Genomic DNA, 25,657 nt, shown 5'->3' with positions numbered 1-25,657 from the left:
TCCGTCGCATGTGGGCTACAAATCCGCCAGCACCGTCCCCGGGTTCTCGATCGCATCCGCAACATATCTCAGGAATCCGGCAGCCGTTTCCCCGTCACAAACTCGGTGATCGAAAGCCAGCGTCAGCTCCGTTACCTTGCGGACGGCGAGCTGTCCGTCAACCACCCACGGCTTGTCGATGATCCGGCCTACGCCGAGCATTGCGACCTCGGGGTAGTTGATGATCGCGGCTGAACCGTCCACGCCGAAGACACCGTAGTTGTTCAGAGTGAAGGTGCCGCTGGCCAACTCCGTCGGTGTTGCCTTGCCGTCACGTGCGGCGGCGGTGAGTCGGCGGATTTCGGTATCGAGTTCGCGGGCATTCAACAAATGGGCGTTGCGGACCGACGGAACCACGAGTCCGCGGTCCGTCTGAGCGGCGAAGCCAAGGTTGATGCCGTCGAAAGCGATGATCTCCTGCATGTCACCGCCGGCCGTGTCCTCCGCGGTGACGAACCGTGTGTTCAGCTCGGGGAATTTTTTTAGCCCGGCTGTGACAAAACGAGCGATGAACGCGAGAAGTCCGGGAGCGCCGTGCGGATCCCGCTTCTTGAGTTCTGCACGCATCTCAAGAAGTGCAGTGGCGTCCACGTCTACCCAGACCGTTGCCTCAGGGATCTCGGACCGGCTGCGGGTCATGTTCGCCGCAACAGCCTTCCTTATCCCGCGGACCGGAGTACGCGAAGCCACGGTCAAGCCGGTACGGGCATCCTGGGCACCTGTGGACGGCTGGACTCCGGTGGAAGGCTGAACAACGGCGGGCACCTCAACGGGGGCCGTATCGCGCGTGGCCCCTCCGATGGCGGCCTCAATATCGCGGCGCAGGATGAGGCCGCTCTCCCCAGAACCAGGCACGGCGTCCAGTGAGACCCCATGGTCCCGGGCCATCTTCCGCACCAAGGGAGAAATCACGGCAGAGAGCTTCCCCGGGATCCGCGTGCGGGACAAGGAGAGTTCGGCAAAGTCGGGTTCCGATGTCACGGCAACGGCAGAACCACCAGACACCTTCCGCGGCCGTGTGCGACGAGCCTCGCCACCTCCGGATGTGCCGTAGCCGATGAGAACATTTCCGGATCCGGCTTTCTCTTCGGTCCGGTAGGTCTCTGCAGCTGCGACCACCGCGGGCGCCTCGGGAACCTCTTCTTCCATAGGCGCACGCACAGGCTCAGCAGCAACCGAAGCACCAATGGGAGCCACCGAGATCAGAGGTTTCCCGACATCGAGCGTCTGACCGGCCTCGCCGTGCAGCACGGCAACGATGCCTGCGTACGGCGAGGGCACCTCCACCATGGACTTGGCGGTCTCAACCTCGGCGATCGGCTGATCCACACGGATCTCGTCGCCCACGGCCACAAGCCAGTTGACAAGTTCAGCCTCGGTGAGGCCCTCGCCCAGGTCCGGAAGCAGGAACACCTGCATTTCTGTGCTCATGGTCAGTTCTCCCATTGAAGGTCGTCAACGGCGTCGAGGATGCGGTCGACGCTCGGCAAGTAATAGTGCTCCAGCTTCGGAGCCGGGTACGGGACGTCGAAGCCGGTCACGCGGCGGATGGGCGCGGCCAGGTAGTGGAAACAGCGCTCCTGCACCCGGGCCACGATTTCAGAGGATACGGAGGCGAATCCGTGAGCCTCGGCGATGACAACAGCTCGCCCGGTCTTGCGCACCGATGCGCAGACGGTTTCGTCGTCGAAGGGCACGATCGAACGGACATCAATCACTTCAAGGCTGCGACCCTCTTCCGCAGCAGCGGCCGCGGCGGCGAGCGCCGTTGGGACCGAGGGTCCGTAGGCGATGAGCGTTGCATCCGTGCCGGGACGCGCGACGGCGGCGCGGCCCTCGCTGCTGGATCCTGTCGCAGCGTTCGAGGAGTGTTCAGCGCGCAGGGCGCCCAGGTCCACCTGGTCTTTGGACCAGTAGAGCTTCTTGGGTTCCATGAACATGACGGGATCATCGGAATCGATGGCCTCGCGGAGCATGCGGTAGCCGTCCGCCACGGTCGCCGGCGTGTAGACCTTTAGGCCGGCGGTGTGGGCGTAGTAGGACTCGGACGAGTCGCAGTGGTGCTCTACGCCGCCGATCCCGCCGGCATACGGGACGCGGATGACCATGGGAAGCTTGACGGCGCCCTTGGTTCGGTTGTGCATCTTGGCGACGTGGCTGACTATCTGTTCGAAGGCCGGGTATGCGAAGGCGTCGAACTGCATCTCAATTACGGGCCGCATTCCATTCATGGCCATACCTACTGCCATGCCCACGATGCCGGACTCGGCCAACGGGGTATCGAAGCACCGTTGCTCTCCGAATTTGGCCATGAGGCCATCGGTGATCCGGAAGACGCCACCGAGGCGACCAACGTCTTCACCGAATACCAGGACGGAAGAATCGGCCTCCATGGCGTCCGCCATCGCGGTGTTGAGAGCCTTGGCCATGGTGATGGTCTGCGGACCGGAGGCTTCGGCGACTGCGGCTGCGCTGGCTGCCGCACTGGCGGTGGCAGAGCTGACGTCACCGGTTGCGGCGTGCTCGGTGGCCTCAGAGGATGTGGTGACGGCGGGGCTCATTTTTTGCCTGCCTCCTTCTGGCTGGATGCCTCACGGGCGAGTTCGTCGGCGAGCAGGGCGGACTGCTCCTTCAGTTGCGGAGTGGGTGTGGAGAAGACGTAGCGGAAGAGGTTCTGCGGATCTACCGGGACGTCCTCCCCCAAGCCTTCGCGAAGCTGCGACGCAACGGCTTCAGCCTTTGCCGCGATTCGTGTCGAGCCGTCGTCGTCGAGGAGTCCTCGGCCGGTGAGATAAGACGTCATGCGGCTGATGGGGTCCTTGGCAGTCCACTCGGCCACTTCGCTGTCCTGCCGGTAGCGGGTGGCGTCGTCAGCGTTGGTGTGGGCCTGCATGCGGTAGGTGTGGGCCTCGATCAGGAGCGGGCCGGAGCCTTCACGGGCCAGTTTCACTGCCCGGTCCAGAACGGCAAGCAGCGCGACCAGATCATTGCCGTCAACGCGCTCACCGGCCATGCCGTAACCGACGGCCTTGTGCGCCAGCGACGGTGCCACGGACTGTTGGCTCAGAGGCACAGAGATCGCGTACTTGTTGTTCTGTACGAAGAAGATGACAGGCAGGTGGAAGACGGCGGCGAAATTGAGGGCTTCGTGGAAGTCCCCTTCGCTCGTGGCACCGTCGCCGCACATTGCCAACACCACGGTGTCTTCGCCGCGAAGTTTGGCGGCATGGGCAACTCCGACTGCGTGCAGCAGTTGGGTGGTCAGCGGCGTGCACTGAATACCGACCTTGTGCTTGGTGGGGTCGTAGCCGCCGTGCCAATCGCCACGGAAGATCGTCATGGTCTCCACCGGGTCCACTCCGCGGGACATGACCGCCACAGCGTCGCGGTAGGTGGGGAACAGCCAGTCGCCTTCGCGGAGGCACAGAGCAGCCGCTACCTGGCAAGCCTCCTGGCCGTGGCTGGACGGGTAAACGGCCATGCGGCCCTGACGGACGAGGGCGGAGTTCTGATCATTGACGCGACGCCCGACGACGAGCTGTTCGTAAGCCGCCATGAGTTCGGTATCTCCAGGGATGGGATATTCGTGACCGGGTTCCGTGCCCTGTTCAACTTCGGGCTTGAGCACGCCAGAAGGATCGACCATCTGGATCTGATGGCGGGCAGGCAGCATATAGTCTTCCACGCTGATTCCGAACTTGCGCCGCACTTCGGAAGCTTGGTCGTTGGCTTCGGTGTCGTCCGGCCGAGCGTCAGCCAGCCCCTGGGCCTCATGGTCCGCGGAGATCGTCATTGGTCCGTCCTTCTGTATCCACTATTTGTCACCAGTATGTTCCCTGGAGAAGTTTCGTATCCAGCGCTGGGCAAAATCGTGGAAAAGCTTGCGGAAAAGCTCTAGTCTGGAAGACAAATCGCAAATGTGAGCTGGCTAACGGGCCCACACTGTGGACGAATTGGAGATGCGATGGCGGAGGTCGAAACCGACCAAGCGGAAGTTCCACTTGACCAAGTGGACAGGGACATCATTGCCGAGCTGACGCGGGATGGCCGGATGTCGGTGACGCAGGTGGCGGAGAATGTCCACATCAGTCGCGCGCATGCGTACTCGAGAATCTCTCGGCTGACGGGGGAAGGCGTGCTCACCAAGTTCACCGCACTGGTGGATCCTATCAAGGCCGGCTTGAAGTCATCGGCCTACGTCACGCTCAAGGTGCAGCAGCATTCCTGGCGCGAGCTCCGTGAAGAGCTTCGGCTCATTCCGGAGGTGCAACACATTGCGCTGGTGGGCGGCGACTTCGACGTCATCCTGTTGGTCCGCGCCACCGACAATATTCACCTGCGCAGGGTCATTTTCGACCAATTGCAGTCAATGCCCGGTGTGCAGGACACTCAGACGTTCCTGGTGTTTGAGGATCTGGATACGCGGTAGGGCCTGAGTGTTTGGGGCGGCCGCTGGGATCTTAGGTCCGCGTCTTTCGGTACCGCCACCTATTTTGTTGGACAAACGCACGTCATCCCGGGGGCGCAGCAAACATGGGGACTACTCTTCGTATTTCCCCGCATCCGCAGGGCGAGGATCAGCGTACCGCCTGCTCCGACGATACCCAGCGCGCCCAACATGGTTGCCAGTCCTTCGGCGTAGTCTTCGAGGGACATTGTGCTACCGGGACAATGCCAGGTAGACCACTGCAGCCGTGACCAACAGCAAGACGATCAAACCGCCGAACTTGAACCGTTTCCGGGTGGTCTTTCGATATGGATTGATGTCCACGTAAGGCAAAGCGTCCTCCACTTTTGATGTTCCTGAATGTCCCCCGTGTAAGTATCGGTCAAGTTACGACACATGTAAGAACCGCTCCTCGATGACCGCACTTTGCACCTAGAACCTGTCGCTCGGAACTCGGTTCTTAGACTTCAACTCCAGGCAAATCCGGCCGTGATGTTGTAGGTACCAGCACACAAATCTCCGAGCCTTGACACCATAATCTTCCCTAGGATGCAAATCAGGTCCGTATCTTTCACAGATTTGGGACCGCGGTATGCGCCGACCGGTAGGATAACCTTGGCGGGCCAGAGCGCAGTACTTGGATAGACCGGCGTCATAACTGCCATCGCCAGCAATCGACCTAAGGGGGACCGGTTTGGATTTACGCGACTATTTGCGGGTTCTGCGCCGCAATTGGATCTTGATCGCAGCCACATCGTTGGCGGGCATACTAGTTGGCGGAGCTGCATCGATCCTGACTCAACCAATCTACACATCCGATACACAGCTATTCGTGGCGATCCAAAGCTCCGGATCGGTGTTGGAGCTCCAACAGGGCAACACCTTCAGCCAAGCCCGCGTTCAGTCTTACGTCAAAACCGTTGGATCACCTGTAGTACTTCAGCCTGCGATCGATTCGCTTGGTCTTTCGATGACCGCGGAAGAACTAGCCACGCACGTGAAGGCTAGTTCCGAGGTCAACACGGTACTGATCAATATTTCCGTTACGGATAACTCGCCGGTCCAAGCGGCCGCAATTGCGCAGGCTGTCGGCAACAGTCTTGTTCGAGCGGTTGATACGCTGGAACGGCCGAAGACTGGAGGAACTTCCCCAGTCGCCTTGTCCATAATCAAACCGGCAGTAGCCCCCACCGCCCCCTCTTCTCCGAACACTCGCCTAAACCTCCTGATCGGCCTAGCTATTGGTCTAGGACTAGGAATCGCCGCTGCCGTGCTCAGAACGACTCTGGACAGTCGAGTGAGGGGGGAAGCCGACCTTCGCCACGTCACGGACGCGCCGCTTCTCGGAGGCATCGCCTTCGACCAAGACGCAACCAAAAAACCACTTCTTACACAGGCCGCGGCCCAGAGTCCAAGAGCCGAATCCTTCCGCCAGTTGCGGACGAATCTACAGTTTGCAAATGTGTCAGGCCGCGCAAAAACAGTCCTTATTACATCTTCGCTCCCAGGCGAAGGAAAGAGTACAACCGCGACCAATCTCGCAATTGCATTGGCCCAGGCCGGACAGACCGTGTGCCTTGTTGATGCAGACCTTCGCCGACCGATGATTAATGAGTATCTCGGCATGGATCGAAATGCTGGCCTCACCACTGCGCTTCTTGGGATTGAAGAAGTCGGCGATCTACTTCAACGGTGGGGTGAGGATCAGCTTTATGTGCTCACTTCTGGGCAAATTCCCCCAAACCCTAGCGAATTGCTTGGCTCTCAGGAGATGAAGCACCTAATCGCTCAGCTGGAGCTCACCTTCGACACAGTGATCATAGATGCGCCTCCCCTTTTGCCGGTTACAGACGCGGCGGTGCTGTCACAGCACGTTGGAGGCGTTGTTGTTGTCGTTGGTTCTCAAAAGACTCGTCAGCAGGATCTGGTTAAGTCCCTCGGAGCGCTCGAAATGGTCGGGTCTACAGTCTTAGGGGTGGTCCTGAATCGACTCCCAGTGAAGGGTCCAGACGCGTACTCTTACACGTACTACCGCCATGATGCCCTGAAGTCTGGAAATTCAAGCAATTTCGACGAAACCCAGCCTGAGTCCAGAACCTCTAACGATCTCTTCCAGGAGACTCTTCCCGAGGAACGGCCTGCGCGAGTTTTTCCAGCCAACAGGCACTAGCCCATATGCGGGACCTTCATGCAACCATGCACCTCTCGACAATGGCTAAGCAGGAAGGAAATAGACAATGCCAGCAATGAAGCAATCGTTGATCGGCAAACTTTTCCTACGCATCTACCTACACGCGCCGCTCCGTCGCCGGATACTCGCCAAGATCATTTCGATCGAAGGTGGCGACATGTATTCGTTGACGCTGAGGAAGATCCTACTTGACCACCACGGGATAACGGTGGGCCGCTTCAGTTACGGTTCGCTTCTTAGCATTGGTAATTGCGATACGAACACTGAAATAGGCGATTACGTCTCAATCGGGCCCAACGTCAGGCGCTTCGGCGCAGCCCACCCGATGGACTATCCGGCGTTGCACCCTTTGTTCTACAACCCCAGTCTGGGCCTGGTCGCAGCAGACAAGGATGTAGAGCGCAGTCCATGCTGGATAGGTCACGATTCGTGGATCGGAGCAAACGTTACGATCCTTCCCGGCTGTCGCCGAATTGGGATTGGCGCCGCTATAGGCGCTGGTAGCGTCGTCACGCGCGACATTCCTGATTTTGCTGTGGCCGCGGGAAATCCAGCCAAAGTTCTTCGAAATCGATTCCCGGATATTACCCAGGAAGAGATTCTCGCAAGTAAGTTCTGGTCATTGACCCCCGAAGAGGCTCTTGCGGCTGTTGTCGACCTTGGCCCGAGAATGGAATGAAATGACAAAATCGAGTGATTCCCTCGCTGCAGTTGTAGTGCACTACCAGAGTCCCGAAACATTGAAGATTACACTTGCGAGCCTTAGCCAAAAGATTGATCCAAGACTAATATTTATTGTTGATAATTCGTCAAGTCTGACCGATGGCCATTTTGAAGGATTTGGCACAATTTTGGACGATGGTATCAATAGGGGTTATGCCGGAGGTGTGAATCACGGATTCAAATACATTTCGTCAAAGCTGCCAGACGTAACGGAGGTTCTGGTCTGCACGCACGAGGCGGTATTTCGGGGCGACTCCCTGGAGGAGCTTCTGAAAACAGCAGCTGCTTATCCTAGGGGCCACCTCGTCGGGCCTAAACTAATCACCCATGAAAAGGGTCAGCAAGTCACGTGGTCAAATGGCGGACAATTGCGGTTGCCGTTTTTTTATCCGAAGCACGATAGGTCGCCGTCGAGGTCGGGTGTACGCAAAGTTGATTGGGTTGACGGCGCCACGTTCATCATGGATACAGGAACCTGGGCTACTTTGGGGGGCGTTCCTGAAGAATTCTTCATGTACATGGAGGATGTCGCTCTCGGATTACGCTGCGACGCTGCCGGAATTCCAGTTCTCGTGAATCTTGACGCAGTTGTTGAGCAGACCGCAAACGGTCCTAGTCGACGATTAGCGATAAGAAACCGCATTCTGCTGGCGCTCCGATACATGAGTCCTTGGAAGCGTCTAGTGATAATCGCCGAAGTGCGAGGGCGCCAGTGGCTGATGTCGGTACATCCATCCAAAGAGGTTCGTAGTAAAGCGCAAGAAAGCAGGGGGGCAGTTAGGGAGGCCAAGCGCATCGCCATGACGATGCCGGCACCTGGGCGAGCCCCTGGCGACTCTTCTCCGCCCGTCCACGAGTAAGGGAGCCCAGGGGCCCGATGAACGAAATACTCCCGATAGGACTAGGCGTTGCAGCGGTCGCCCTGATCCTCGTAGTTTGGCTACGCGACTGGTTTTTCCGTTGCTGCGCGGTTGGTCTCATAGTTTTCGCTTATAGCGCCGGGTACTTGCAGCTGGTTTTGCCGGTGAAGGTTGTGATGCTGGTCTTGGTACTAGCCATGATCGGGTATCTCGTGGGCACCAAACGCGTGCACACTAGCGCCAGAGAGAAGGCCCTGCTGATAGGGCTTGCTGTTCTGGGCGGTGCGGGCTTTGGAATTGGTCAAGTTTTTATTGCTCAATCGGAAGCCGACCCGCTTTTTAGATACACCTTGTTATACCCGGCAATGTTTATCGCCGGCTACTTCGTTTCCAAGGCTGACAAGGCCCGCTCATTCTTGGCTATTTATGTATGCGTCAGCCTCGGCATGGCCCTGCTTGCAGCATTTGAACGTATTCGGGGCACGTTCCTTGTCGCGGGCGGGTACGACACCGCCGACCGACTTGTCCGAGATGGGGCATTGCGAAGCGTTGTCTTTTCTGAGCATCCACTTGTGCTGTCGGTCCTCATTGCAGCCTCTGTGCCGTTTATCCCTGTCGTATTCAAATCCTTCGGCGCTAGGTGTGCGTCCTACGCCATACTCGTCGGAGGCGTGCTCTCGACCAACAGCCGCGGGGCCTTGACTATTCTTGCGGCCTGGTTTGTCATAAGGGCGGCTTCGAAAGTCAATTTCTTGACGCCGGCGGCGGCGCGCATTGCCAAATTTGTTGGGTTCGTTGGCGGGGGCGTGGCATTCCTTTCAATCATCCTCGGTGACGGGATGAGCGAGCTCTCAAGCGTCAGTGCCTTGGACGCCAGCACTGAATACCGCGCAGCCCTCTATACGTTTGCCGCCCGTTCGCTAGTCGAACAGCCTTGGGGTTGGGGTATTCCTGGCTTGCCCGAGGGAATCTATCTCTTGCCAAGCTATTTTGGCGTGCTGGATATCTCCAGGACCGTCGATTCAGAGCTAGCCCTGGCCATGTTCGATTTTGGTTGGATGGGGCTTTGCGGTTTCGTGGGAATCTTGTTTATCCAGGTTCGGGCTCGCTCCCTCTCGAATCCCTTCGGCCAAGCAGCGGTGATTATCACTGCATCCGGATTTTACCTTGCCCTCCACGCTTGGGTAGGACTTGGATCGATCTGGATTCTTTTGGCTGGACTAGCCCTCGGCCACCTGTCGTCTCCGATACCTCGCCTTAAGTACGAGGGCCAAACCGGGACCGCTCTGAAGGAATCGAAACGAACGACTCGCCATCACGCTCCTATCGTCCATACAAAACCGCCCAGGACCCGATAGAAAATCGAAGGATCCTGGGGCCAACCAACCAATAAACGTAGAGTCCCCCCACAAGGACAAAAACGCCTCCCATGACTGTTACCGCAAGCGACGGGTTCGTCTGCTTCCCGAGCCACCAACAGGTTGCAATCAGGACGATCATCGTGCAGGGGAACCAGCTATCGCCGGTCGGCGAGACAGCAAAATGCTGCAGCACCGGTGCCAGTGCCGCCAAGCCGATAGTCACTGAACATGCAGGCAAAAGCAAATCTAGGGAGGGCCCAAAGGCCGGCCCGAAGAGCATAGGAACCAAGACGACGGCACCTAAGGCGCCCGCCGTGACAATGGGAACACTGGCCAGCATGCAAATCTGCCAAGTCAGCCACGTCCTTTGCCGTATTCCGGTCTTCGGCGCGGTTGCGTATGAGTACTGAATTATGGTCTGGAACGTTTGATATGCCGTCTGCGGAATCAGCGCGACAACGGAATAGTACCCGACGGTCTGTACCGTCGCCTGCGTAATAAACATCATGCTGTCCACTCTCAACAGCGAAGCCTCGACCACCTGTGAGCGCCACGCCCGCCATGCCCGATGGAGGAGTGATCTCAACCTCTCAGGTTTGAACACCCCTTCGTCTATTCCCTTGAGGAGCCTCCTTCGAGGCAGGACGATCAGGGTCATTTGCACCAAAAGTGATCCTGCGTTGAATGCTAGAACCAACCAAAGCTGCAACGTACCGGAGAAATAGGCGATAACAATGCCGAAGCATACCGCTCCAGATGCCGCTAGGTTTGCGATACCAAAATTTTTAGTGAGACCAGCAACGATAAGGATATTTGCGTCTATCGACTTACTGGCACTCATTCCCGCTAGAGCCAAAAAAACAGCCGTTGCCATCCGTTCCGGAAGATCCAGGTTGAGGATTTGACCCAGCCCAACACCAATTACAACTGCCGCAACCACTGAATACAACATCAGTTGCCGGCCTCTGCGACTCCAGCCGTGAGCTTGGCCTAAGTCTGCCGCAACAGCCTGACGGGCAAGCAGCCCAAGACCGAAAGCTCCGACCAATCCGACGAAGATTGATGAGAGCATCACGATCGCGAGTTCGCCCCTAGCCTCGGGGCCCAGCGCGCGCGCAGTCAAGGGAGCAGTTACCAGTCCCGCGATGAGCGGAGCGATGTTTCCTGCTAGATGCAAGAGTGCCCTCATCTCAAAAGGCCTCCCATTCGATTGCGGCTGCCATAATCACGTACGAAATCTCTCAAGCCATGACCTTCTAAGCGATCCATAGGCGTAACGCGCCGAGCGAATCGGGCTCTCAGATGCAAGCCTCAAGAGGTGGAAGCCTACGTACCTCGGTATTCTCCAGCCTGCCAGGCGGCGTCCAAGCAACCGCGCTCCCAAAGTTGCCCTTCGTTCAACTTGATACGGTTGAATGGAACATATCTGGCGCAGGTCCAACGGATCAGCCTGAATGATACCTGCCTCAACGGCCGCGATGATTGTTTGATGGCCACGTTTAGTTCGCGCGATCAGGGCACTTACCCCGCTGCTGTCTGTGAACTCGGGATATCCACGATCATCCGTCTTCCAGTAGTCGCCAGCTACAATGTCGGCGCTCTCACCGACACCATCAGGACAAATCTTGCAGCGCCACTGCATTGACGGGCCGAGCTGCTTACCCCACGACGCGTCGTAAGTCGTAGATCCGCGGACACCATCCATCGTCTCGGCATAAAACTCACCTGGCCACCCGTGTCCACGGTAGCGCAGCGTTCTAAGGGGAGAGCCCGCAGGAATCCCCAGTTCCGAAAGCAGGCGATCGGTGGCCAACTGGCTTGGCACCCCGGCACAGAAAAACGACATGAGCAAAGGACGATCTTCAATTCCCCGAAATTCGCCAATTTGCCTCAGCGCAGCAACTTCACAAGGCTTGCCCACAAAAACAGAATCAGGAGACAACGAATAACCTTCAGCGGCGACCGAGACAGGGGCGTACCGTGAACCTGCCTGTCGAAGAAAATCGGACTTCCGTCCTAATTGCACGGCGACCGTGCGCCGCGGCTCGTTTGTATCGGCAGCAGCCCCGATCACCCTTGCAGAATGGCCCGATTCAACCAACCATTCGGCTAAGGCTGTGAGGACTCCACCACTGCTCCCCCGAAAACGCGTCTCTGCGTCGGTCGCCCACGCTTGCCACGAAGAAATTGCGTGCCCGAGGGCAGGATCAAAGTGATGTTCCCCGCCGGATATCTCCTCTGGTACCGGACGCCTCACCACGATGCCAGGGCAACTTGCCTCGAGCTCGTCGGTCATCTGGCGGTCATCCTTTTTTGATAGCGGCAGGCGCCGGACCGGCCGATTGAAGCCCGCCCCATCAAGCACCATGCTGATTCCAGGATCGATAAGCGCACAAGCGCCGCAACCGGAGCAGTTTCCGGAACGCACAACCGATTCCAGAGTTCGGTCGAATCCCAATTGGTTCTCCGCCCTCATGTACGTGCGCTCCTGGCGAGATGGTTTACAGCTCTTTGGAGACGGTATTCCGCGCTCTCCTTAACATGAGCAGCCTCTGACGGCAGACTCGAGAGATCCAACAGTTTCACGACCCGATCGACGATGTCCTCTTCTTTTAGGTCAATCGTGTGCACCCAGCCAATGTCGGACAACAGGGGGGCAAATTTCCGAGAGTACGCCAAAGGAATGGCCGGGGTTCCGACAGACAAGGCATTCAAGCAAGCATGCATTCTGGCGCCGATTACTACTTGACTATCGGCAACAAATGCCCTGACGTCATCCAAACCGGCGGGCACGAAAACGGCGACCTTGTCGCCAAATTCTGCCACGAGTTCCTTCACTGCGGTCATATCATTATCGAGGGAAGGATTATCAATAACATGAGGCATCAATGTAATCTCGCGATCCGCGGCGATGAGTCTTCTAATAAGATCTCTCGTCATTTCCCGATACCGGAGCCTTGAGCCGTGAGCGTCCGTGTTCCACAGAAGTCCAGACACATTGAGCACAATATCCGCTCTATCTGACCCACTGGAATTAGGTTGGGGTAATGCAAATACGACATCAGTGGAAAGACAATCTGGCTCGTAGCCAAGGCGCCGCGCATAGTCCAGACTCGTGCTGTCACGTACAAAAACCGTTTTCGCACGCTTCAGTGTGCGGCGGGCAGCTAGGCGTCCTAGTACTGAATTGAAAGGACCGATAGTTTGAGGGGAAAGGATGACCGGCACGCCAGCAGCTTGGGCAACATGTCGCGTGTAAAACATGATGGCCATTCGCTTCAAGCCATAGATGTCTGTAAAGCTGTCTCCTGCACCAGTGTCTATTACGGCATCGTACTTCGCCATGCGATTCCTCAAGACTTTGCTACCGGTCAAGGTTCCTTTCAGCACCACTTTGCCAGAGAGTTGCGTACCGAGCGGACCGAAATCGAAACTCTGGAAGTCGACTTCTGTATCGGGCCCCCAAGCTTGTTGAGCAAGGGAAAGAGCGCCTTGACTTAACGCCCTGACGCCGAGATTGCTGGAACTGTCGTCAGCCCACAGGACTAGTACGCGTTTGGACAAGATGTCTCCCTAACTGTCAGCGAACGCAGGCATTTGGCCTCTACTGGAAAGGCATGTGGAAATTGAGGTCGTATTCCAAGTCGCGGCTTCTGCTACCGATAACCCTCGCTGGAACGCCAGCCACGATCGTGAAAGGCGCAACGTCTTTCGATACGACGGCCCCCGCTGCCACGACGGCCCCCTCGCCGACGGTTACGGCGGGCAGAATCGTGGCACGCGAAGCCACGTACGCCCTATTCCCGATATGGACCGGACCGCCTTTAGTGCCAAAATCTTGGCTCTGCGGATCGTGTCCAACCGTAAAAATTTGAACGTGACCTCCGATATTGACATTGCTTCCAATACTCAGGCCAAGCCTGCCATCCAGAAAGCAGTCATTTCCTACAATCGTATTTCTGTCTATAGAGATTCCTTGGGGAGCAAAAAATGCTAATCTCCAGTGTACCGACGAATTAGTGCCGATTTTCAACCCAAAGACATTCCGATACATAAAAAGTCGGAATCTGTGCCAGGGCACCCGGCCGACCACAAAACCAACCCAAAGCTTAAACCCCTGAAGATACAAACGCATTAGGTCCTCTCAAAGCGTCGACGAGGCGGTGATGGATCGAATGTTCGTCAACATAGCGCGAACGGACTCGGTAAATGCTCGCTGACTGAACTGGAGCTCAAAATCCTCGGTTGAGGGAACCGCAGGAAGTTGGGGTGGCTGTTGCAGTAGATCCTCGATTCGCCCGATAAACGAGCTCCACCGTGGGCTGAACCCATTGGCAACGTGGGCCGTCCCCAAAACAGGCACACCATATGCCATAGCCTCGACAGCCTTTGCTTTAATCCCACCACCGTGATCAATGGGGACGATCGCGGCATCTATTTGTCGGTAGAAGTCACCGAGCGAGTCGACTCGTCCGAGCACTTCAACAGGAATCCCCCAGCCCTTTACGACCTCGGAACCGAAGCCCGCAACCTTGATCGCAATACCCTTCTGGATAAATTCGCCAGCAAAGTCCCTAAAAAATTTTCGGAGGGACATGACGTTTGGCGGATAGTCGAAGTTTCCAATGAATCCCACCGTCCGCAGTGTCTTCCGTTCACCCTGCGCGCTGAACGACACGGGCGTAATTGGAGTCGGGATCCAATGTCCAGTTGAGACCCCCGCCGAATCCGTCAGTCGAGTATCGGCAAAGCCCGCAAAAACGTTGGCGATCGGAGACCTAACTAAGCGGCGTTGTTGAATTTCCCAGAACAAGCTCTGACAAATTCCGCCGGGGCGAGACATGATCGACGCACGTCCCATGGTTCGCGCGTTCACGCTCCACAGATCCATCCAATCGAAGATTAGTGATTCCCGCGGAAGGATCCTTGCGGCTGAATCAAAGACCGACGGTACAGTCACAACATTCAGATCCGCCGGCATCATGGAAGGTAAAGCACCGGTGAGGGGCATTGGGATGAGTTTCTTCTTCAACGTCCGGAGAGGAGTCTGGGCCTTCGCATCGGTCGCTGTGGCACGGAGCGGATGAACCGTCGTATTGAATCCAAGCGCGGTTAACGCGTCTTGCCAGGCGAGAGCCCGCAGACCGCCGCCGTCCCGCGGCATTTCGGAGCTACCGTACCAATAGACGATGTTAGCCGTTGGCATTTTCTCTCCCGGGGCTATGGTTGCTAACGGATCGCCAAATTTCTCGAAACCGTTCGCCGTAGCGGGCTATCGAAAAGGACTCTTCATAGGTCACCCGTGCATTAGCACCCATTCGTTCAGCATCCCGTCGGCTAAGAGACCGTAGTTTCGAAGCGAGTTCCTCAGCATTCCCCATTTGGAACAAGATACCGTCGTGACCGTTTGTGACAACATCCTTCGCACCACCGGCATTACTAGCGACAACAGCGCGTCCTCGCGCGAAAGCTTCCAAGACCACTAGGCCGAAAGGTTCGGGCCGGTCGGAAGGAAGGATGAGGAAATCTGCGGAATCAAGGTAAGGGACTATGTCCGGAACCTCGCCAACAATGGAGATCCGATCGGAGTGTTTGACAGATGCGACCAGAGCTGGCACGTCGACTCCAGTACCCATTGCCGGGGATCCGCCGAGTATCACCAGATCGCCGGGGCTATGGTCCTGGTCCCAAGCCTGCAGCAATGTAGCGTGACCCTTCCAGGAGTTCCATCGGCTCGCGACTACAAATTCAAGTTCCCGAGAATCGGGAGCTAGCGGCATGGGTGGATTATCGGTCTCGCGATGGGCGTTGACAAGCAGAATCGAGCGAGATTGCAGACGACGAGGAAGTGATTCGAGAGCGGCGTTTGAGATGCAAATGATCCGGTCGGCTAGGCGTGCGAATAATCCCATTACGGGTCCTTCGCGCGGCGACCAAATTTCCTGAACATGGAGCACCACAGTTTTTATCCCTGCAAGCCGCGCTAGAGGAATGCAAAAGATCATCGCCGACGTCGTACAGTAGACCACTTCAGGTCGTTCTGCCAAAAGTAGCCTATATGTCATAAAGATACGCCTCAATAGCGGCAGGAGGCCTGACAATGATAGATAGCGTCGCCGGATAACAACCAGTGGACCAGAGATGTTTTCGATTCCCCGAATGTCCAATTCGATGCCGAGTCCGTTATGTGCCTCGGGCAAATCGTCAGGTAGGCAGACCAGTGTTTTGTTCCGGTCCTCTACGGGGAGGGAGCTGATGACCTCTAAAAGGATCTTATCCGCACCGTACATCTCGTTGCTCGAGTGGAGAAATATCACGCGCCGTTGTCGGCTACGTTGTTGCCCGCTCACCGCGACCTCAACACTTTCGCGGGGACACCAGCCACGATCGCGTTGTCAGGAACGTCTCGCGTCACTACGCTGCCAGCGGCTACTACTACACCTGAACCTACAGTGACTCCCGCCGTGACTGTTGCGCCGCTTCCGATCCATACGTTGTCCCCGATCGACAAGGATTCACGCACGACACCCTGAGCCTTTATCGTTCGCTCTGTGTCCCCAAAAACATGATTCTCAGAAAAGAGTCTGACGCCCGGACCGAGCATGACGTCATTGCCGATTCGAATTTCTCCCGAACACCCAATGAAGCATCCTGCCCCAAAGCTGGTGCGATCGCCGACCCATAGGCCAACCCCAACTTCGCCGCCGTAGTAGCTCGTCGGGCGAATCATGCAGCCCCGGCCAATCGACACATCGCTGCCGAAGTTCAGGCCGTATTTTGTGAGGCCTTGAACCTCGGCAAAATCTTCGACAACGAGTCGTCCTTGATGCGAGATCATTTGAGGGTTCATTAATCGAGCTCCACGCCCAACAAAGAGCGGTCCCCGAGAGTTCTTGAGCCAGGGTTTCAGCGGAGCACCCCGAAGAAGCATCCGGAATGTTCGAAAGGCCATCTGCGAAGAAGCCAAAACATTATCGCCGGTGGAAAGCCCTCTAAATCGGAGAAGGTTCACGATACTAGGCTTCCAGATTGATCCGTCGACTGAATCTGTTCGAGGATGGCGGTTTCATACTTGCTGCAGACAGATTCCCAGGTGTAGCCCTCTTGCAGCCGTGCTTTCGCTGCTTCGGACAGTTCATTCTGAAGAACTGCCGAGTCCATAACTCGGCGGATGGCATGCTCAATGGCTTCAGGATCGGGGCTGCAGAATTGGGCAGCGTCGACCAGAACCTCACGGTTGTAAACCGTGTCTCGAGCAACTATAGGAGCCCCGTTGGCCATCGCCTGCACTAAGGCTGGGTTTGTTCCGCCTACGCTGTGCCCATGAAAATAGGCCCCGCAGTGCGTCCACAAAGACAGAAGTCGGCTGTCGTCTGCGATGTGGCCCAGCCAATGCACGCTGGAAAATTCCGCAGCAAGTGATCGGGCAGCTTCATCGAGGGTCCCACCGTAGCCAGCTGAACCTACTATGACTACGTCATAGTCAGCGGCCAGTCGTTTCGCCGCCTCGAGGAATTCGGGGATGGTGTTCTCAGGGACGAATCGTGCCACGGCAAGCACGTAGCGTCGTCGACTAAGAGGAGACTCAACGGCATTTGCGTCCGTGAGAGCTTCCCCGCCGTACGGGATGTAGATGCTCTCTCGAGCGAATTCTGACATCCATCGTCGCTGTATCTCGATCGAGTCTGCCACCAGCACGGTGCCGAACCTTGCTGTCATCCGGGCTCCAAGACGGAAGATGGTCTTGGCAAGCCGGCCCCATTTTGCCCGTTCCCATTCAATTCCGTCGACGTTAACAACGGTGGGAATTCCCCTCAAGGCCAAGAGTGGAAGCCAAAATCCGTTAGCAACATTCATGATCAGCGCCACGTTCGGACGGGACCACATTGCGTGTAGGCAAGACGAGAGCCCAAAACTGAGAGTACTCAAAGACTTATTTTCAAGACCAGGCGTCTCGATCACCTTAACGCGCAGGTCGCGGTCTGGGTCATCCGACTTGATACCTGGACGACCGTAGACGGTCACATCCCAACCTCGTTGTGCCAGATACGGCGCGAGTTTACGAACCGCCGTTTCAAAACCGCCGTAGTAGCTCGGATACCCGCGGGTTCCGATGATAGCGACAGATTTCACCATACTCATGCCCCCATTGATGGCTTACCGATAGGCTCCGCCTAGTACAAGGCCGAGATTATCATCCCTTTTGGACAAGTCCGTTTTGGGTCGTACTGCTACGACTGCGGATTCCAGGCTGATACTCGGTCTTGCCCATCGTGTTCCGGTCATGTGTGACGCCGATCCGGGCAAGCGAGGGCAAATTACCGCCAAAAGATTCCTGCCGGCCCGGCGCTATATGTATGGTTGGCAAGGGCTCCTCCGACGACTCGGACAGCAACGCAATTGGGGGGATGGGGGATGAACTTGGTGGAAACTAGGGCTGATTGGCGCGTACGAACTTCACGCACGCTTCGGATAGTCGATGCGTTGGTCATCATGTGGGCCGTAATCGGGGCCTACATCATCCGGTTCGGTCTGGATTCGAGTTTGGCGGGAACCGGAGATTTCAGCTACTTCTGGCTTTCCGTGTTTCTGACGGTCGCATGGTGGTTCATGCTGGAAGCGTGGAGCACGCGGCAGAGCAGAATCCTGGGTTCCGGACCAGATGAGTACAAACGCGTGGCCGCCGCATCGCTTTGGCTCTTTGGGCTCATTGCAATGTTTTCCTATGTGTTTCGGCTTGAAACTGCTCGCGGATACGTCGGAATTGCACTGCCTGCCGGGTTGATTGGACTGCTCCTGGCCCGTTGGCTCTTGCGGCAGCATCTCGGTGTCCATAGGCAAAACGGACGGCGAATGTCTCGGCTCCTGTTGCTAGGCGGACCGAGCGCCGTTGCCCATCTTGCCGAGACATTGGCGCGGGAAAAGCACGCGGGATATCAGCCGGTTGCGGCGTACATACCGGGCTCGCAAGGTCATAACACTGAACTGGATGGAATCGGGTTGCCAGTCCTTGGAAATGATCCTGATACGAACTCTATTTTGGACGCGATAAGCCTCTGCGGAGCAGACGCAATCGCTGTCTCAGCAGGGGTGCAGCTTCACCCTCAAACGATTCGCCATTTGGGCTGGGAGCTTGCCAATCGAAACATAGGCCTCATCATGGCGCCAGCGCTGACTGATATTGCGGGGCCGCGCATCCACACACAACAAGTTGCGGGGCTGCCCCTCATACACGTAACTACCCCTACGTTGGAGGGCGGTCAACGCGTAGCCAAGCGTCTCTTCGATATCGCAGTGTCGGTCACATTGCTACTGCTGGCTTCCCCTCTGATGGCTTTCCTGGCTGTTCTCGTAAAAATCGACAGCCCTGGCCCAGCTCTTTTCCGGCAGGAACGGGTGGGAATCGAAGGCACCCGTTTCAAGATGTTGAAGTTCCGCTCCATGGTTGTAAACGCTGAGGCCAAGTTAGACGAACTCATCGAGAAGAACGAAGGTAGCGGCGTCCTCTTCAAGCTCCGGAACGACCCGCGGGTCACGCGTATCGGCGGTTTTCTACGAAGATACAGCCTGGACGAACTACCCCAGTTGTTTAACGTCCTTCGAGGTTCTATGAGCTTGGTTGGTCCGAGACCTCCCCTGCCGCGCGAGGTCGAGGCATATCAACTTGAAGTGCGCCGACGTCTCTTGGTAAAGCCCGGGTTGACTGGACTTTGGCAAGTAAGTGGGCGTTCAAACCTCTCATGGCAGGACGCTGTCCGTTTGGATCTCTACTATGTAGAAAACTGGTCATTGGCCGGTGACCTCGTCATCCTTCTTCGCACCGCTCGCGCTGTCTTCGGCAGCAATGGTGCTTACTAAATGGGGAACTTTTCCATGACTCTTATCCGGACCGGTCACGTATGACCGACACTCAGCAATCCGAAACGATCGAGGACGATCCCGGGCTTCGCCGTGCCACGCGAAGTGGCACTCGAGGTAAGTTTCGCCGTCGACTGCTCGCAACCGGGATCTGTCTTGGCACCCTTCTGGTGGTGGCCGGGGCCGCCGTCCTGTGGCTGGGGGCTAAGGCTTCCACCATCAAGACCGAGCTTGAATCATCCACCCAGTTAGTGCCGAAGCTCAAGGAGAGCATCCTCCAGAACCAGCCCGCAGATGCCACGGCTGTTGCTGACGAGCTTCGACGCCACACTGCCGCTGCTCGGGACGCCGCCTCTGATCCACTCTGGTCCTTGGCCTCTGCAACCCCGTGGCTCGGCGCGAATTTCACTGCCACTGCCGAAATCGCCCGCTCAGCTGACGACGTAGCCACGCTGGGCGTCACCCCCCTTGTAAAGGTCTACGATTCCCTGAAATGGGACAAGCTGATGCCGAGCGCCGGCGGCACTGACCTGGAACCAATCCGCAAGGCCGCCCCTGCAGTGTCCTCCGCCGCTCATGCCGTGCGCGCCTCTGCGCAGCGCCTGAACGGCATTGACGCCAGCGGATTGCTCCCCCAGATCGCAGGGCCACTGACACAGGCCAGACAACAACTTAGCTCTGTTGCGGAAGAGCTGGACACCGCGTCCGACGCGGCGAGCCTAACTCCGGTCATGCTGGGCTCTGACAAGCCGCGGCACTACCTGCTGCTCGTCCAGAACAACGCCGAGGCTCGCGCTACGGGCGGTATCCCAGGTGCCCTAGTGGTCCTTACCGCGGACAAAGGCAAGATCAGCCTTTCCGCCGAAACCAGTGCTACGGAACTCGGCCGTTTCTCCCCCCCGGTCTCGGTGGATGATGAGCAGCAACGCATATACACCGACCGCATGGGCACCTTCATGCAGGACGTCAACTTCACTCCAGATTTCCCGACGGCAGCCACCACCGCGTTGAAAATGTGGGTGCAGAAAAAGGGCGAACAGCTGGACGGAGCAATTTCGATCGATCCAGTGGCTCTGGGCTACATCCTGGACGCCACAGGACCCGTCAGCCTCCAGGACCCTCAGATGCTTGCCCTGACTGAAGGGAAACTTCCGAACCAGCTTTCCGGCAAGAACGTGGTAAAAACACTGCTCTCCGACGTCTACGCCCAAATAAAAGATCCAACGGCGCAAGACGCTTACTTTGCGATGGTGGCCAAGGAAATCTTCGGTGCCCTGTCTTCGGGCAAAGGCGAGGCGAAGAGCCTGTTTGCCGGCGTCGGGAAAGGCGTAGACGAGCACCGGGTTTTGCTCTGGTCAGCGAATACGACAGAACAGTCTGTTATCGCGAAGTACACGCTAAGCGGCTCTATTTCCGGCCCCAGCGTGCCGGCGGCCCAGTTCGGCGCCTACTTTAATGACGGTACGGGCGCGAAAATGGACTACTACGTGAAACGCACCGTTCAGCTCATCCAGCAATGCACGGCTGCCGATGGTTACGGAACCGTCAAGGTGCGCATTACCAGCACCAATACTGCACCCGCTGACGCGGCGACCTCCTTGCCCGCCTACGTTACTGGTGCCGGTGCCTTTGGCGTGCCGCCCGGAACCGCCCAAAGCAATGTGATCGCCTACGGTCCCGCCCAGGCCAATGTTGAAACCGCAACACAAGACGGTAAGAACGTCCCCTTCGGCGCGCAAATCCACGACGATCGGCCAGTGGGCACACTCTCCGTCCGGCTGGCGCCCGGACAGAGCAGCACTGTGGAATTCACTTTCGGAAAAATCGTCCAGCACAGCCAGCCCGAAGTGGTTGTGACTCCTACCGTCCAATCTGTGGACAAGGTAATACTCCCGACTCAATCGGCAAGCTGTGGAACCGCAAGATAGACGGGGTGTTAACCCTTTGTAACGGGTTTGGATTTACTTTGCTGTAAGCACCCTTAGGATGATAGTTTCTCTCTTGGGTGGGTCTCAGATTTCAGTTCACGTGTTCGTGGTGGATGAAATCACGTCATCACAATGAATTACGTATCAGGTCTCAAGCACGTACCAAGGTCTCAGGGGGACAAAAATTGAAGAAATCACTTGCAGTGCTCGCGCTTGCGGGTACCATCGCTCTCGCCGCTTCGGCTCCAGCAATGGCCGTTGATTACCCGGCACCGGCTCCGGGCACCGTTTCCAGCGCAACCGTAACTGTAGGCGGAACCGTCGTATTCTCCGGCGGAGGCTTTACGCCCGGAGAAACCATCGTCATCACCATTACCTTCACTGCTGCTCCTCAGGGCGCTGCAGCACCCGGCACCAGCAATGGCATCGCCATGGCCGTACCGGGAGGCCTTCACCTGGCACCCACCACGGTGACCGCTACTGCCAACGCCTCCGGTACTTTCTCCACCGACGTCTCGCTGACCGCGGCAGGTACCTACCAGCTGACCGCCGTCGGGGCGACCTCCGGCCACAGTGTCACGTCGACCGTTGTTGCCGCCGGGGTCAGCCCTGGGCTAGCAAACACCGGTGGCACAGGGCTGGCCAATACCGGTGGTACCGGACTGGCCAACACGGGCGTCGATTCCAGCCTGATCCTTTGGGGCCTGGTTGGCGCTGGCGCACTCGTAGCCGGCACGGCTTCCGTAGTGGTGGTTCGCCGCCGCGCAAAGAACGAACCCGTAGCAACGGCCTAAACGCTAAACAAAAGGAGGGGTTGTTTCCGGTGATCCGGAAACAACCCCTCCTTGTTTGCGCGTACGGTAATTTATGAACATGGGGAGACATTGGCGACGCCGCAAACGGCTGAGCTTCAGGGTGGAGTTGCCAGCGATTCCACGAATTCCAGCCATTCCGAGTCAGGCCTGGCCGATCATTTTTCTGATCCTGCTGGCCGCAGCTTCCTTCGGTGTGGCTGCTTTCGCACTGATGCGGCACACGTGATTATGACTCCCGTGTTAACTTGTAAAACACAGGTGTCACGCACGCCTGCCAGCTAGTGAAAGAGCTACACCTTTGGAATCGCTCCACCCCATTCGGATACTGACCGTTTGCACCGGCAACATCTGCCGCTCCCCCGTAGCCGAACGCTTGCTTCAGGCAGGCCTGGACCAGGTTCTTCCCGGCGGCTTCGAAGTCCGCAGCGCCGGCACCCGCGCCATGGTGGGAAGCCCCATCCAACCGCTGTCAGCCGACATCATCCGCACGTACGGCGGAACACCCGAGGACTTTGCCGCGCGCCAACTCACCTCAAAAATCCTCAGGGAAGCGGACCTGGTACTCACCATGGCGTCCCACCATCGCGGGGAAGTTCTGCAACTGGACGCCTCCCTGCTCAAGCGGACGTTCACTATCCGCGAGTTCGCGCGAATGGTGACGGCCCTCGAAGAACGAGGCGACGCGCCGCCGTCGGGCGCTGACTACACCCAACTATGGCGAGAACTGCCGGCACGGGCATCCTCCGTCCGCCACCTCGTCCTGGCGGCAAAATCCTCGGACAACGACGTTGCGGACCCCTACAAACAAGGCGCCGAGGCGTACCTGCGGATGGAAGACGAACTGGCCCCGGCCATCCTCAGGATTCTGCGCTACGCGCGTCTAAGCATGCAGCAGTCCTAGCCGAGGAAACCTTTCATCCAGGTTTTGAGGTCTTCGCCGAACTCGGCGCGCTCGGACGCCAGAGTGATGACGGCCTTCAAGTAGCTGAGCTTGTCCCCGGTATCGTAGCGACGTCCACGGAAGACCACCCCGTAAACGCCCGCGCCTTCGCCGTCGCCCTTCGCGAGGGTCTGAAGCGCGTCGGTCAGCTGGATCTCGCCGCCCCGCCCGGGCCCGGTCTCTTCGAGGACATCGAACACAGACGGGTGCAGGACATAGCGTCCAATGACAGCCAGGTTCGATGGAGCTTCCTCAACGGAAGGCTTCTCCACAAGACTGTTGACCCGGACGTAGTCCTCCCCCGCGATGGGCGTAATGTCGGCGCAACCGTACGCGCTGATCTGCGACGGTTCCACTTCGATGAGGGCAATCACCGAGCCGCCCGTCTTCGCCTGGACGTCGATCATGGTTGACAAGAGCTCCTCGCTCTCGTCGATCAGGTCGTCGCCCAAGAGCACTGCAAACGGTTCGTCGCCCACGTGCTGCTTGGCGCACAGCACGGCATGGCCCAAACCCTTCGGCTCTCCCTGCCGCACATAGTGTATTGGTCCAAGCCCGGAGGCATGCTGCACTGCGTCCAAGCGAGCTTCGTCGCCTTTCAGCTCCAGAGATCGTTCAAGATCAGGTGCACGATCAAAGTGGTCTTCAAGGGCGCGCTTGTTGCGGCCTGTAATCATCAGCACGTCGCTGAGGCCCGCCTTCACGGCTTCCTCAACCACGTATTGGATGGCCGGTTGATCCACTACCGGCAACATTTCCTTCGGCATCGCCTTGGTGGCAGGCAAGAAACGCGTGCCCAATCCGGCTGCCGGAATAACTGCTTTACGAACTAATCTCCCCATAGACATAGGCAAATCCTACGAATGGATTATCGGAAGCACGAATCCTTAGGGCAAGATTGCGACATTTCCGGCCAAGAAGTCGCTAGCTCCGGGCCTTGCGCACCGGGTGCTCGCTCAGGATGGACAGGCGGTTGAAGGCGTTGATGCCGATGCACGCCATGCACAGCACGCTGATCTGTTCCTCGGTGTAGACCTTCCGCGCGCGGGAGAACAGCTCGGCCGTGGGACGGGCACTGCTCATGCGCGTGATCTGTTCGGCAAGCTCAAGCGCTACCTGTTCGGCCTCATCGAAGAGCCCCACCTCGCCATGCACCGACACCAGGGAAAGCCGCTGCTCAGTCTCGCCATAGCCAATGGCGCGGCGGTGATGCAGGTCCAGGCAGAAGGCGCAGCCGTTGATCTGCGAAGCCCGATAGTTCACCAACTCCAAGGTCCGGCGCGGGATCCCGGTCCTGTCCGCCTCGGCAGTCACCTTACCCGCGTAGTCGGACAGGGCTTGATAAAGCCCGGGCTGTTGCTTGTCCAGATAGCCAGCGAGTCGCGGTGTATTTTCGCTCATTCGCCGAGCCTATCGGAGAGATAAACCCGGCAAAAACCACAACGGCTGTGGGAACAGCGCGGGGTCGTGAGACGGTTGTTTCATGAGGATCGATGAGCGAATCGAACAGCATTATCCGGCGCTTGGCCCGCAGGAACAGCTCGCGGCAGACACTATCCTGAACCACTTGGGTGATCTCGCCGTCTACAACGCGGCCGAACTGGCGCGCCTGAGCGGTGTCTCCAAGGCAACCGTGAGCCGCTTGTTTCGCCGCCTCGGCTTTGCCGATTTCAATGAGGTCAAGGAGCACACCAGGGCACTGCGGTCCAGCGGCGTGCCGCTCGCCACCAGGGAGTCCGACGGCGGTTTGCCGACCCACGCGGCACTGGAACAGCGGAACCTTCAGCGCCTGTTCGAGTCCATTGACGAAACACGGCTGGGCGAGGTGGCCAATCTGCTTGCGGGAGCCCGGAAGGTACTGCTCATCGGCTTCCGAAACAGCTTCCCCCTCGCGCTCCATTTGCGGCAACAGCTCCTCCAATGCCGCGACGGCGTCGGGCTGGCCCCGCAGCCAGGCCAAAGCGTGGGCGAAGAACTCGCGGGGCTCGGTCCTGCCGATGCTGTGGTGCTGCTGGGTTTCCGCCGCCGTCCAGAAGCCTTCCCAAACGTCCTCAAAGCAGCTGCCGGAACAGGTGCGTCCACCATCCTGATTGGCGATGCCAGCGGGCGCCGGATGGCCGGCGACGCCAAGGTGTGGATCGAGTGTCCCGTGGAAGGCGCTGGAGCCTTCGACAGTTATGCTGCGCCCATGAGCCTCCTGAGCGTCCTGGCCAACGCGGTACTTTCGGCCATGGGAAGACCAGGGACCAAACGCATCAGTGAAATCACAGGCCTTTTCGACTCGCTCGGAGAGGTTGAAAGGCTTCGGTAGATCCGACTCTCAGACGGTGAGGAACCGTCCTCAGACCAGCGATCCGCGCACCTTTTGAAACAGATGTTTCAAGGTTCCGATAGTTTAATACATTCGTTTCAGGCCGGAAACAATGCTCCCCTACGTTGGAGGGGTCCCTTGAATTTCGGCCGCGGACCTCTGGTTCCGCATGAGGATTGGCTTC

At 57.9% G+C, this 25,657-nt stretch carries 24 protein-coding genes; 10 read left to right on the top strand and 14 right to left on the bottom strand.

The features are described from left to right. Nucleotides 1-15: 15 nt before the first annotated feature. The 3 genes from AC3WJM_RS16785 to pdhA are packed head-to-tail and all read right to left on the bottom strand — an operon-like array spanning nucleotide 16 to nucleotide 3,832. Nucleotides 16-1,470 carry a dihydrolipoamide acetyltransferase family protein gene (locus tag AC3WJM_RS16785; protein WP_492272439.1) on the bottom strand — a complete coding sequence of 485 codons (1,455 nt, stop codon included), beginning with the start codon at nucleotides 1,468-1,470 and terminating at the stop codon, nucleotides 16-18. A 2-nt stretch (nucleotides 1,471-1,472) separates the two neighbouring features. After that, a complete protein-coding gene (locus tag AC3WJM_RS16780) occupies nucleotides 1,473-2,600 on the bottom strand; it encodes an alpha-ketoacid dehydrogenase subunit beta (RefSeq protein ID WP_492272438.1) in 1,128 nt (375 codons plus the stop codon). Then, nucleotides 2,597-3,832, bottom strand: a complete 1,236-nt coding sequence (gene pdhA / locus AC3WJM_RS16775) for a pyruvate dehydrogenase (acetyl-transferring) E1 component subunit alpha (RefSeq protein ID WP_492272437.1) — start codon at nucleotides 3,830-3,832, stop codon at nucleotides 2,597-2,599. The genes AC3WJM_RS16780 and pdhA overlap by 4 nt, the downstream gene beginning before the upstream one ends. 171 nt (nucleotides 3,833-4,003) lie before the next feature. On the opposite strand from pdhA, the gene AC3WJM_RS16770 reads away from it, so the two are divergent. Continuing rightward, nucleotides 4,004-4,468, top strand: a complete 465-nt coding sequence (locus AC3WJM_RS16770; protein WP_284989995.1) for an Lrp/AsnC family transcriptional regulator — start codon at nucleotides 4,004-4,006, stop codon at nucleotides 4,466-4,468. Between the two features lie 231 nt (nucleotides 4,469-4,699). Here AC3WJM_RS16770 and AC3WJM_RS16765 read toward each other — a convergent pair whose 3' ends face one another. Beyond that, nucleotides 4,700-4,831 (bottom strand): hypothetical protein, encoded by a 132-nt coding sequence (locus AC3WJM_RS16765; protein WP_492272436.1) that lies wholly within the window; start codon nucleotides 4,829-4,831, stop codon nucleotides 4,700-4,702. Nucleotides 4,832-5,180: 349 nt separating this feature from the next. Between AC3WJM_RS16765 and AC3WJM_RS16760 the strand changes: the two genes are divergently transcribed. From AC3WJM_RS16760 to AC3WJM_RS16745, 4 genes are all read left to right on the top strand, one after another. After that, nucleotides 5,181-6,656 carry a tyrosine-protein kinase domain-containing protein gene (locus AC3WJM_RS16760; protein WP_492272435.1) on the top strand — a complete coding sequence of 492 codons (1,476 nt, stop codon included), beginning with the start codon at nucleotides 5,181-5,183 and terminating at the stop codon, nucleotides 6,654-6,656. 67 nt (nucleotides 6,657-6,723) lie between these two features. Continuing rightward, nucleotides 6,724-7,356, top strand: coding sequence for a CatB-related O-acetyltransferase (locus tag AC3WJM_RS16755; protein ID WP_492272434.1), 633 nt, complete (start codon nucleotides 6,724-6,726; stop codon nucleotides 7,354-7,356). 1 nt (nucleotide 7,357) lies between these two features. Continuing rightward, nucleotides 7,358-8,260, top strand: coding sequence for a glycosyltransferase family 2 protein (locus AC3WJM_RS16750; RefSeq protein ID WP_492272433.1), 903 nt, complete (start codon nucleotides 7,358-7,360; stop codon nucleotides 8,258-8,260). A 17-nt stretch (nucleotides 8,261-8,277) separates the two neighbouring features. After that, nucleotides 8,278-9,618: a hypothetical protein gene (locus AC3WJM_RS16745; protein ID WP_492272432.1), complete on the top strand. Its 1,341-nt coding sequence runs from the start codon at nucleotides 8,278-8,280 to the stop codon at nucleotides 9,616-9,618. Here the strand turns inward: AC3WJM_RS16745 and AC3WJM_RS16740 are convergent. The 8 genes from AC3WJM_RS16740 to AC3WJM_RS16705 form a co-directional block, all read right to left on the bottom strand. Continuing rightward, nucleotides 9,584-10,744 (bottom strand): MATE family efflux transporter, encoded by a 1,161-nt coding sequence (locus AC3WJM_RS16740; protein ID WP_492272431.1) that lies wholly within the window; start codon nucleotides 10,742-10,744, stop codon nucleotides 9,584-9,586. The two genes, AC3WJM_RS16745 and AC3WJM_RS16740, sit on opposite strands and share 35 nt — an antisense overlap. 102 nt (nucleotides 10,745-10,846) lie before the next feature. After that, a complete protein-coding gene (locus AC3WJM_RS16735) occupies nucleotides 10,847-12,097 on the bottom strand; it encodes a Coenzyme F420 hydrogenase/dehydrogenase, beta subunit C-terminal domain (RefSeq protein WP_492272430.1) in 1,251 nt (416 codons plus the stop codon). Continuing rightward, a complete protein-coding gene (locus AC3WJM_RS16730) occupies nucleotides 12,094-13,185 on the bottom strand; it encodes a polysaccharide pyruvyl transferase family protein (protein ID WP_492272429.1) in 1,092 nt (363 codons plus the stop codon). Before AC3WJM_RS16730 ends, AC3WJM_RS16735 begins: the two co-directional genes overlap by 4 nt. A 40-nt stretch (nucleotides 13,186-13,225) precedes the next feature. Beyond that, nucleotides 13,226-13,675, bottom strand: coding sequence for an acyltransferase (locus AC3WJM_RS16725; RefSeq protein WP_492272453.1), 450 nt, complete (start codon nucleotides 13,673-13,675; stop codon nucleotides 13,226-13,228). 90 nt (nucleotides 13,676-13,765) lie between these two features. Continuing rightward, nucleotides 13,766-14,827 (bottom strand): glycosyltransferase, encoded by a 1,062-nt coding sequence (locus AC3WJM_RS16720; RefSeq protein WP_492272428.1) that lies wholly within the window; start codon nucleotides 14,825-14,827, stop codon nucleotides 13,766-13,768. Continuing rightward, complete coding sequence (locus AC3WJM_RS16715; RefSeq protein WP_492272452.1) at nucleotides 14,814-15,401, bottom strand: glycosyltransferase family 4 protein; 588 nt, start codon at nucleotides 15,399-15,401, stop codon at nucleotides 14,814-14,816. Before AC3WJM_RS16715 ends, AC3WJM_RS16720 begins: the two co-directional genes overlap by 14 nt. A 566-nt stretch (nucleotides 15,402-15,967) precedes the next feature. Further along, nucleotides 15,968-16,459 (bottom strand): acyltransferase, encoded by a 492-nt coding sequence (locus AC3WJM_RS16710; protein WP_492272427.1) that lies wholly within the window; start codon nucleotides 16,457-16,459, stop codon nucleotides 15,968-15,970. 170 nt (nucleotides 16,460-16,629) lie between these two features. After that, the gene (locus AC3WJM_RS16705; RefSeq protein WP_441433064.1) at nucleotides 16,630-17,763 is read right to left on the bottom strand and encodes a glycosyltransferase; all 1,134 of its coding nucleotides are present in this window, start codon (nucleotides 17,761-17,763) and stop codon (nucleotides 16,630-16,632) included. A 273-nt stretch (nucleotides 17,764-18,036) separates the two neighbouring features. On the opposite strand from AC3WJM_RS16705, the gene AC3WJM_RS16700 reads away from it, so the two are divergent. From AC3WJM_RS16700 to AC3WJM_RS16685, 4 genes are all read left to right on the top strand, one after another. Next, complete coding sequence (locus AC3WJM_RS16700) at nucleotides 18,037-19,479, top strand: sugar transferase (RefSeq protein ID WP_441433065.1); 1,443 nt, start codon at nucleotides 18,037-18,039, stop codon at nucleotides 19,477-19,479. Between the two features lie 41 nt (nucleotides 19,480-19,520). Further along, the gene (locus AC3WJM_RS16695) at nucleotides 19,521-21,407 is read left to right on the top strand and encodes a DUF4012 domain-containing protein (protein ID WP_492272426.1); all 1,887 of its coding nucleotides are present in this window, start codon (nucleotides 19,521-19,523) and stop codon (nucleotides 21,405-21,407) included. A 185-nt stretch (nucleotides 21,408-21,592) separates the two neighbouring features. Beyond that, nucleotides 21,593-22,201 (top strand): LPXTG cell wall anchor domain-containing protein, encoded by a 609-nt coding sequence (locus AC3WJM_RS16690; RefSeq protein ID WP_492272425.1) that lies wholly within the window; start codon nucleotides 21,593-21,595, stop codon nucleotides 22,199-22,201. A gap of 319 nt (nucleotides 22,202-22,520) precedes the next feature. Continuing rightward, a complete protein-coding gene (locus AC3WJM_RS16685; RefSeq protein WP_492272424.1) occupies nucleotides 22,521-23,123 on the top strand; it encodes an arsenate reductase/protein-tyrosine-phosphatase family protein in 603 nt (200 codons plus the stop codon). On the opposite strand, the gene galU is transcribed toward AC3WJM_RS16685, so the two are convergent. Both galU and AC3WJM_RS16675 read right to left on the bottom strand, forming a co-directional pair. After that, nucleotides 23,120-24,010, bottom strand: coding sequence for a UTP--glucose-1-phosphate uridylyltransferase GalU (gene galU, locus AC3WJM_RS16680; protein ID WP_492272423.1), 891 nt, complete (start codon nucleotides 24,008-24,010; stop codon nucleotides 23,120-23,122). The two genes, AC3WJM_RS16685 and galU, sit on opposite strands and share 4 nt — an antisense overlap. Before the next feature lie 76 nt (nucleotides 24,011-24,086). Then, the gene (locus AC3WJM_RS16675) at nucleotides 24,087-24,563 is read right to left on the bottom strand and encodes a carboxymuconolactone decarboxylase family protein (RefSeq protein ID WP_492272422.1); all 477 of its coding nucleotides are present in this window, start codon (nucleotides 24,561-24,563) and stop codon (nucleotides 24,087-24,089) included. Nucleotides 24,564-24,645: 82 nt separating this feature from the next. On the opposite strand from AC3WJM_RS16675, the gene AC3WJM_RS16670 reads away from it, so the two are divergent. Further along, a complete protein-coding gene (locus tag AC3WJM_RS16670) occupies nucleotides 24,646-25,473 on the top strand; it encodes a MurR/RpiR family transcriptional regulator (RefSeq protein WP_307053671.1) in 828 nt (275 codons plus the stop codon). Nucleotides 25,474-25,657: the final 184 nt, after the last annotated feature.

The organism is Arthrobacter sp. FW306-1B-G06A, assembly GCF_058781765.1.
The sequence above is the reverse complement of the archived record's forward strand: the minus strand, read 5'-3'. Positions and strand labels throughout refer to the sequence as shown.

Excerpts from the sequence above, each read along its gene's own strand:
- galU (WP_492272423.1), bottom strand. The coding sequence starts at position 24,010 with ATGTCTATGGGGAGATTAGTTCGTAAAGCAGTTATTCCGGCAGCCGGA.
- AC3WJM_RS16700 (WP_441433065.1), top strand. The coding sequence starts at position 18,037 with ATGAACTTGGTGGAAACTAGGGCTGATTGGCGCGTACGAACTTCACGC.
- AC3WJM_RS16705 (WP_441433064.1), bottom strand. The coding sequence starts at position 17,763 with ATGAGTATGGTGAAATCTGTCGCTATCATCGGAACCCGCGGGTATCCG.
- AC3WJM_RS16745 (WP_492272432.1), top strand. The coding sequence starts at position 8,278 with ATGAACGAAATACTCCCGATAGGACTAGGCGTTGCAGCGGTCGCCCTG.
- AC3WJM_RS16750 (WP_492272433.1), top strand. The coding sequence starts at position 7,358 with ATGACAAAATCGAGTGATTCCCTCGCTGCAGTTGTAGTGCACTACCAG.
- AC3WJM_RS16670 (WP_307053671.1), top strand. The coding sequence starts at position 24,646 with ATGAGGATCGATGAGCGAATCGAACAGCATTATCCGGCGCTTGGCCCG.
- AC3WJM_RS16715 (WP_492272452.1), bottom strand. The coding sequence starts at position 15,401 with ATGCCGCTAGCTCCCGATTCTCGGGAACTTGAATTTGTAGTCGCGAGC.
- AC3WJM_RS16785 (WP_492272439.1), bottom strand. The coding sequence starts at position 1,470 with ATGAGCACAGAAATGCAGGTGTTCCTGCTTCCGGACCTGGGCGAGGGC.
- AC3WJM_RS16720 (WP_492272428.1), bottom strand. The coding sequence starts at position 14,827 with ATGCCAACGGCTAACATCGTCTATTGGTACGGTAGCTCCGAAATGCCG.
- AC3WJM_RS16735 (WP_492272430.1), bottom strand. The coding sequence starts at position 12,097 with ATGAGGGCGGAGAACCAATTGGGATTCGACCGAACTCTGGAATCGGTT.
- AC3WJM_RS16675 (WP_492272422.1), bottom strand. The coding sequence starts at position 24,563 with ATGAGCGAAAATACACCGCGACTCGCTGGCTATCTGGACAAGCAACAG.
- pdhA (WP_492272437.1), bottom strand. The coding sequence starts at position 3,832 with ATGACGATCTCCGCGGACCATGAGGCCCAGGGGCTGGCTGACGCTCGG.
- AC3WJM_RS16755 (WP_492272434.1), top strand. The coding sequence starts at position 6,724 with ATGCCAGCAATGAAGCAATCGTTGATCGGCAAACTTTTCCTACGCATC.
- AC3WJM_RS16710 (WP_492272427.1), bottom strand. The coding sequence starts at position 16,459 with ATGATCTCGCATCAAGGACGACTCGTTGTCGAAGATTTTGCCGAGGTT.
- AC3WJM_RS16725 (WP_492272453.1), bottom strand. The coding sequence starts at position 13,675 with ATGTATCGGAATGTCTTTGGGTTGAAAATCGGCACTAATTCGTCGGTA.
- AC3WJM_RS16695 (WP_492272426.1), top strand. The coding sequence starts at position 19,521 with ATGACCGACACTCAGCAATCCGAAACGATCGAGGACGATCCCGGGCTT.
- AC3WJM_RS16780 (WP_492272438.1), bottom strand. The coding sequence starts at position 2,600 with ATGAGCCCCGCCGTCACCACATCCTCTGAGGCCACCGAGCACGCCGCA.
- AC3WJM_RS16770 (WP_284989995.1), top strand. The coding sequence starts at position 4,004 with ATGGCGGAGGTCGAAACCGACCAAGCGGAAGTTCCACTTGACCAAGTG.